This is a genomic window from Boseongicola sp. (genome assembly GCF_057460485.1).
This window is the reverse complement of sequence record NZ_JBVCWP010000211.1, coordinates 1-6,699: the sequence shown is the minus strand read 5'-3', so window position 1 is coordinate 6,699 and position 6,699 is coordinate 1. Positions and strand designations below refer to the sequence as shown.

6 protein-coding genes are annotated in these 6,699 nt (G+C 55.0%); 2 read left to right on the top strand and 4 right to left on the bottom strand.

The genetic code is table 11. The features are described from left to right. Positions 1 to 68: 68 nt before the first annotated feature. Positions 69 to 986: a LysR family transcriptional regulator gene (locus tag AC221Y_RS18050; RefSeq protein ID WP_299753579.1), complete on the bottom strand. Its 918-nt coding sequence runs from the start codon at positions 984 to 986 to the stop codon at positions 69 to 71. A 152-nt stretch (positions 987 to 1,138) separates the two neighbouring features. Here AC221Y_RS18050 and AC221Y_RS18045 point away from each other — a divergent pair, with 152 nt between their 5' ends. Continuing rightward, entirely contained in the window at positions 1,139 to 1,414 is a 276-nt protein-coding gene (locus AC221Y_RS18045; protein ID WP_299753581.1) for a DUF4242 domain-containing protein, read from the top strand. 430 nt (positions 1,415 to 1,844) lie between these two features. Here the strand turns inward: AC221Y_RS18045 and AC221Y_RS18040 are convergent, their stop codons facing one another. The 3 genes from AC221Y_RS18040 to AC221Y_RS18030 form a co-directional block, all read right to left on the bottom strand. Then, positions 1,845 to 3,215, bottom strand: coding sequence for an aspartate aminotransferase family protein (locus AC221Y_RS18040; RefSeq protein ID WP_299753583.1), 1,371 nt, complete (start codon positions 3,213 to 3,215; stop codon positions 1,845 to 1,847). A gap of 15 nt (positions 3,216 to 3,230) precedes the next feature. Continuing rightward, positions 3,231 to 4,715, bottom strand: a complete 1,485-nt coding sequence (locus tag AC221Y_RS18035) for an NAD-dependent succinate-semialdehyde dehydrogenase (protein WP_486707938.1) — start codon at positions 4,713 to 4,715, stop codon at positions 3,231 to 3,233. A 115-nt stretch (positions 4,716 to 4,830) separates the two neighbouring features. Then, on the bottom strand, positions 4,831 to 5,319 hold the full coding sequence (locus AC221Y_RS18030; protein ID WP_486707937.1) for an Lrp/AsnC family transcriptional regulator: 489 nt from the start codon (positions 5,317 to 5,319) through the stop codon (positions 4,831 to 4,833). A gap of 62 nt (positions 5,320 to 5,381) precedes the next feature. On the opposite strand from AC221Y_RS18030, the gene ehuR reads away from it, so the two are divergent. Beyond that, positions 5,382 to 6,699: MocR-like ectoine utilization transcription factor EhuR (ehuR, locus tag AC221Y_RS18025; protein WP_486707936.1), on the top strand; the 1,318-nt coding region annotated here is incomplete at its 3' end.

The window sequence follows — 6,699 nt, the reverse complement described above, 5'->3', positions numbered from 1 at the left end:
GACGGCACCGAGCCCGAAGTGACTGATGCTGCAGCCAAGACCAGTGTCTGCTATGCGTCCAATCAGAACTATAGGCTTCCCAACCGCAGGATTTCACTGCGCGTTTCACTTGCCATATTGCGGAGCCAAGCGGCAAATCTTTGCACTTGGGGTCTCTTTGCGGCATCAGGTCGAATCTGCATCCTGTAGGGGTGTGGTGCAGTAAGGTGCTGAGACGCAGGAAATGGATTGACGATCGAACCTTTCTCTAAATCGCTCAGTACCAAGGACAGGCCACATACCAGAAAACCCACGTTCTGCCGCACCGCCTCTAACGCAACCCGAGCATTTGGATAATGAACGCCGCGATCTGGGCCGCTTTCGCGATGGCCGAATTTCTGGAACCACTCAACCCACCCAGGATGATCCAAGTTATCACGCTGTACTTTCAGGTGCAGTAGCGGCATTCCTTCCATCTGTAGGACAGGGTCCCAATCGGCAATGCGGCGCGGGTTGTCGGGACCGGTTACGGGCAAAAAAGCGTCGGTGAACAGTGGCTCACCAGATCCTTCTCCGTAGTCGATCCGTATATCAGGCGCGCCCAATCTCAGAGGAACGTCTCCCGCCCCGTTTATGCAAAACAAGATGTTAGGATGTGCTTCACGGAAGGCGTCAATACGCGGTGCCAACCAAAGCTCAGCCCAATCTGGATCTGCAACTATCTGTATTTCGCTGACGCGTTGAAAATCGAGTGTATCAGTCACCCGCTCCAGCGCGGCAAAGGCTAGCTGCAGATCAGAAAGAGCGTGCTCAAGCTGAGGCGTCGGCTGCAATCCAGATCGCCCCCTCAGCAAGAGATCGGCACCTAGAAAGTCTTCCAACGTCCGGACGCGCTGCCCTACTGCGGCTGGCGTGATGCCAAGCGTGTCCGCCGCAGCTTTTAGTGACCCCTTACGGATAGATAATTCGACTGCTTGGAGCGATTTTAGATGCGTTAAGGTGACCATTAGTAAAGTTTACCTTTATCTTACAAAATTTCAACAGTTATTGATAAGGAAAATCTTTATCAAGCTAAAGAAAATTGAGTTTTGATTTTAGGCGGCGGTCATGCACGGTCATGGAGCGACCTCATTTGGACCAGCAAAAGGAGATAGATGAAATGGACCGCTTTATAATCGAACGTGACATTCCAGGTATCGGCGAGTTTTCCCTGACCGAGCTCTGCGGCGCTGCACGGGCGTCAAATCAGGCACTTGCCGCTATCGGTCCCAGCATCCAGTGGCAGCATTCTTATGTGGCGGCAGGGAAAACGTTCTGTGTCTATCTTGCCGAGAGCGAGGAAGATATCAACAAACATGCAGAGCTGAGCGGCATTCCCGTGTCGAAGATCACGAAGGTTTCTCAGATCATCGATCCCTTGACGGCAAACAACTAAGCATCCAGCATCTTTAAAAGATACCGGCGACGATTTGCTAATGTTCGTCGGTTCTTTTCTTCTGATAGGGCAGACTCTGTACGCCCGGAGACTCCAAACTGATAAATTTGTTTGAGAACGAAGAACGACCGTCTTCTGAAAGTGGCCGTTGGCACGGTCGCAAAGAAGGCTCACTTTGTCCGCAACTCGGTCATTGCCGCATTTTTCGCCAGTGTCTGCTCTGGGTCGAAGCTGCCATTGACGCTGGGCCTGTTGATAGGTCCAGAGCCTAGACTTCCGAATGCCGGAAGCGGGTCGCAGCTGCGACCTTCACCGGTTGTGGAAAGCCAGGGCACGCTTTTATAAGCCCATAGATTGAAGTGCGGCCGATGCCACCAAGGGCTTGTGCGAGCCTGGCTCGCTTCGGCATACCCGTTGCCCCTTTAAAACATCACCCAAGCACCTCGGCCACGGCCGCCGTCAGCTTACCCGCGATTTCATCTGCCTCTGCGTGTGTCAGGCAGAATGGTGGTGCGAAGCCGAGTATATCGCCTTGAGGCATCGCCCGGCTGATGATGCCGCGCGCCATTAGAGCGTTGTTCACCTTTGCGCCGATGGTCTGCCCGGCGTCGAAGAAGGTCCGGCTGTCGCGGTCTTCAACGAATTCTACAGCGCACATTAGGCCTTCGCCTCGAATGTCACCCACATGCGCGTGGTCGCCCAAAGCGTCGCTCAGTGCAGCTTTGAAATAGGCCCCGATTTCGCCGGCATTCTGCACGAGGTTAAGTTCGTCGATCAGCTTAAGGTTCGCAACTCCCGCTGCGGCCCCGATGGGGTGGGCCGAATAGGTCCAGCCATGGCCGATGGGCCCATTTTCATCAGTGCCTTGTTCGAGCACTTTCCACATCTTTTCAGACACGATTGATCCCGAGAGTGGCGCATAGGCTGATGTCAGCCCCTTGGCTATGGTAATGAGGTCTGGCTTGATGCCATAGTGCTCTGACCCGAACATTGTGCCCAAGCGACCAAACCCGGTAACAACCTCATCCGCAATCAAAAGTATGTCGTGCTTGTCCAAAACAGTCTGAACCGCGGGCCAGTAACCTGAGGGCGGCGGGACAAGCCCACCGGTTCCCAAAGCCGGCTCTCCGATAAAGGCCGCGATTGTATCTGCGCCTTCGCGAGCGATCATAGCTTCCAATTCGGCGATGCAATGCGAGACGAAATCCGCCTCCGTCATCGAAAGGTCGGCTCTGCGAAAATAGTAGGGCGCTTCGGTGTGCAGTACTTGGCTGAGCGGCAGGTCGAACTTCTTGTGGAACAGATCCAGCCCGGTAAGCGAGCCGGTCATCAGCCCTGAACCATGATAGCCACGCCAGCGCGAGATAATCTTTTTCTTCGCGGGCCGCCCGAGGATGTTGTTGTAATACCAGACCAGCTTGATGTTGGTCTCATTCGCGTCCGAGCCGGACGTGCCGAAATAGACCTTGGACATATGATCCGGTGCCCGATCCATGATCATCTTGGACAGGGTGATGCTCGCCTCGGTGCCGTGACCTACATACGCATGGTAGTAGGCCAGCGTATGCGCCTGTTCTGCGATAGCCTCTGCGATCTCGGCCCGGCCATAGCCGACATTCACGCAATAAAGCCCAGCGAAGGCGTCGAGAAACCGGTTGCCATCGCGATCCTCTATATGACAGCCCTTACCCCCTGTGATGATCCGCTGTGGGATATTCCCGCGCGCGAATTCCGCAAGATGTGTGGAAGGATGAAAGAAGTTCTCCCGATCCCAATGATCGAGCTGGTCGTTTCTCAGCATGACATCCTCATTTTCTTAGCCCCAATCTCTACAAACATATTTTATTTCCATAAACTCGCGCATTCCTAGCCCCGCGCCTTCGCGCCCGAGCCCGGATTGCTTGGTGCCGCCGAACGGGATCGGGGCACCCGTGACCTTCGTGCGATTGACCGCAACCATTCCAAATTGCAGCGCGCGGCAGACACGGTAGATGCGGCGCGGGTCTTGGCTGTGCACATAGGCGACAAGCCCGTATTCGGTCGCATTGGCGCGCTTGATCACTTCGTCTTCAGTGTCAAACGGTGTGATTGCCGCGACAGGGCCGAACGTCTCTTGCGACATAATCGCCGCATTGTCAGGCACATCGGTCAGAACAGTGGGTTCGTAAAACAACGCGCCAATCGCGTGGCGCTTGCCTCCACATGCAAGTTTCGCACCCTTTGCCAGAGCGTCGGCCACGTGCTCTTCCTGTTTTACCACGGCTCCTTCATTCATCAGAGGACCGATATCCGGATTATCTATGCCTCGTCCGACAGTTAAAGCCTGCGATTTCGCAGTGAATTTGCGGCAGAAGTCCTCGTAAATGGGGCGATCAACATAGATGCGGTTGGCACCCAGGCAGTCCTGACCTGACGTCGCAAACTCGGCTTTGATTGTTTCGCTGACGGCAGCGTCCAGATCGCAACCTTTGAAAACGATAACGGGTGCGTGGCCGCCAAGTTCCATCACCAATTTTTTTACCGTAGCGGCGCTGTCACGGTAGAGAATTCGACCGACTTCTGTTGATCCCGTGAAGGAAAGAGCGCGCACACGGCTGTCTGCGGTCCACGGCGGAACAACTGTCGACGCTTTGCCAGTGACGACATTGAAAACGCCTGCTGGAATGCCGGCACGTTCTGCAAGCTCGGCAAGTGCGGTGGCCGAAAATGGGGTTTCAGACGATGGGTGCGCCACGATCGTACATCCCGCAGCCAACGCCGCCGCTGCCTTGCGCGTCAACATAGCGGTCGGGAAATTCCAAGGCGTGATCAGTGCGACAACACCGATGGGTTCAAGCCACACCTCCACCTCTGCATCGGGCAAATGGCTGGTCACACCCTCAATATTCGGACGCTTGGCCTCTTCGGAATAATATTCCACAAACGCAGCTGCGTAGTCGATCTCTCCGAGTGCTTCAGAGAGCGGTTTGCCCTGTTCGGCGACCATGATCCTGGCAAGGTCTTCCTTGGAGCCCAGCATCAGATCAAACCAGCGGCGCAGGAGTTGTGAGCGGTCCTGCGGCAGCATCGAAGACCGCGTTCGAAATGCGTCCTGAGCAGCATCCACTGCTTTCGCACTGTCCTTGCCATCCAGTTTGGCCACATCTCCTAAGCGGGCGCCGTCCGAGGGGTCTGTCACCGCAAAGGTTGCGCCAGACTCCGCGGCGACCCAGCGACCGTCGATATAGGAAAAGTTTCTGAGCAGCTTCGGATCTGATAGGTCTACGCCCTTGGGGCTTTCGAGCTGAGCGGTGATGGGCATGATGTATCCTGTGATCAACGGGACTCGGCTCGACTTTAGCTTATAGAACACAGACAGTTTTTTTGAATTTCGTGGCTTGGACAGCGGATTTTTCTGTTTTTGCCGCGCGAACGTCTTATTCGCTCTGTTGTCCCAGTAAATGCGCCAGCGCGGGCGCAGCGGACTTCACCTCCTTGGTGACGACATATGTGAAGTAGCGCTTTAACCCGACTTTCGCTTCGAGCAATTCATCAATCATGCGTTGGTAACTGTTGATATCCAGGGTCACAACTTGCATCAAATAGTCGACGCCGCCGCCTATTGCCCAACATCCCGTGACCTCCGGATATTTTTCGATCGCGTTCTCAAAGATGCGAAAGTTCTCCGCGCGATGTGACTCCAGCTCAAGGACAACAAAGATGACGACATGGACAGACAGACGTACAAGATCAATCTCAGCATGATAGCCCTTGATGAGCCCGGCCTTTTCCAGTCGTTTTATCCTCTCCCAGCAAGGTGAGGGCGAGAGGTTAACACGGCGTGCCAACTCGGATTTTGAGATGCGCCCCTCGGATGTGAGGACCTCGAGTATTCGTATGTCACGTGGATCAAGAGCTATCGCCATGACGCAGCTACGCTCCTTGAATTGATCTTGTCAAATGTCAGAATTCTGGCCTATATTGAATCATGGCAATTTGGCCGCCAGATCGAGAAAGCCTTACACGTCCGGTTTATCATTCCCTCGCGCAATGTCTTGTTCGCGCGCTTGAGGCGGGAGAGATCAAGTCTGGAACGAAGTTGCCAACGCATCGGGCACTGGCATTCGAACTTGAGATAAGTGTCCAGACCGTCAGCAGGGCCTATGAGGAATTGGCGCGCCTCGGTGTGATTTCAGGGCATGTCGGCCGAGGCAGCTACGTTCTGTCAAATCCAACTGAAGCGCAGCTGCCGTGGCAGCGCCCTGCGGATCATGAAGACGTAATCGACTTATCAATGTTGGTTCCAGTGTTCGATGAGATCCATGCGAGCCACATCGCTCATTCTCTGAAGGAGATGGGTGAGAATCTTCCATACGATGCAGTATTTTCATTCCGACCGCGTAAGGCGCTGATTGGCCATAGCGCGCATGCGCGCAACTGGCTGGTTAAATGTGGCGTGCAGGTTGATGGGCGAGACGGGATACTTCCGACAAACGGCAACACCTCGGCAATGACCTGCGCTCTCATGACGGCAGCCATGCCCGGTGACGTAGTGGTCGCCGAAGAGATGGGGCACCATACCATGGTTTCTTTAACCTCCATACTCGGCTTGAAGCTCTCAGGTCTGGCGATGGATGCTGAGGGTATCTTGCCTGAAGCCTTTGAACGCGCGTGCGTGAATGGGCCGGTCAAGGTGTTGAGTGTCCTGCCTGCAGGATTGGGCCCAACAGCAGCGGTTATGGGGATGGAGAGGCGAAAAGCGCTTGTTTATATCGCAAGAAAGCATTCTGTTTGGATTATCGAAAATGATGCTTGGGGGCCGCTGCAACCAGACCGTACGCCGCCTATTGTGACGCTGGCGCCAGAGCGAACATTTTACTTTACGGGTATGTCGAAGTGCATACTTCCAGGCCTACGCATTGCCTGGCTGGTAATTCCGCAGTCAAAGGTCCACGCCGCGCGTAGCCGCCACCTCGTGACAAACTGGATGGCAACACCACTGATCGCTGAGATCGCCAGCCGCTGGATTAAAGATGGCACCGCAAACGAGCTATTGGAGTGGCAGAGAACGCAACTGGGGCGACGCAACCAGATTGCCGCCAAGATCCTTCAAGACATTCCCTACAGCGCCTCTCAAAACGGAATGCATGTTTGGTTGCCGTTGCCAGATCGCTGGCGAGAGGACGACTTTGTCGCTCTCGCGCGCCATGACGGAGTGGCAGTCGCGGCAGGTTCGAACTTCGCTGCTGAGGGGTTAAGTATTCCACCTGGCGTTCGCGTCTGCCTTGGTGCGGGAAGCGAAGGTG

Bases quoted from the DNA above. Each gene is read 5' to 3' on its own strand.
- AC221Y_RS18030 (WP_486707937.1), bottom strand. From the start codon at position 5,319: ATGGCGATAGCTCTTGATCCACGTGACATACGAATACTCGAGGTCCTC.
- AC221Y_RS18035 (WP_486707938.1), bottom strand. From the start codon at position 4,715: ATGCCCATCACCGCTCAGCTCGAAAGCCCCAAGGGCGTAGACCTATCA.
- AC221Y_RS18045 (WP_299753581.1), top strand. From the start codon at position 1,139: ATGGACCGCTTTATAATCGAACGTGACATTCCAGGTATCGGCGAGTTT.
- AC221Y_RS18050 (WP_299753579.1), bottom strand. From the start codon at position 986: ATGGTCACCTTAACGCATCTAAAATCGCTCCAAGCAGTCGAATTATCT.
- AC221Y_RS18040 (WP_299753583.1), bottom strand. From the start codon at position 3,215: ATGCTGAGAAACGACCAGCTCGATCATTGGGATCGGGAGAACTTCTTT.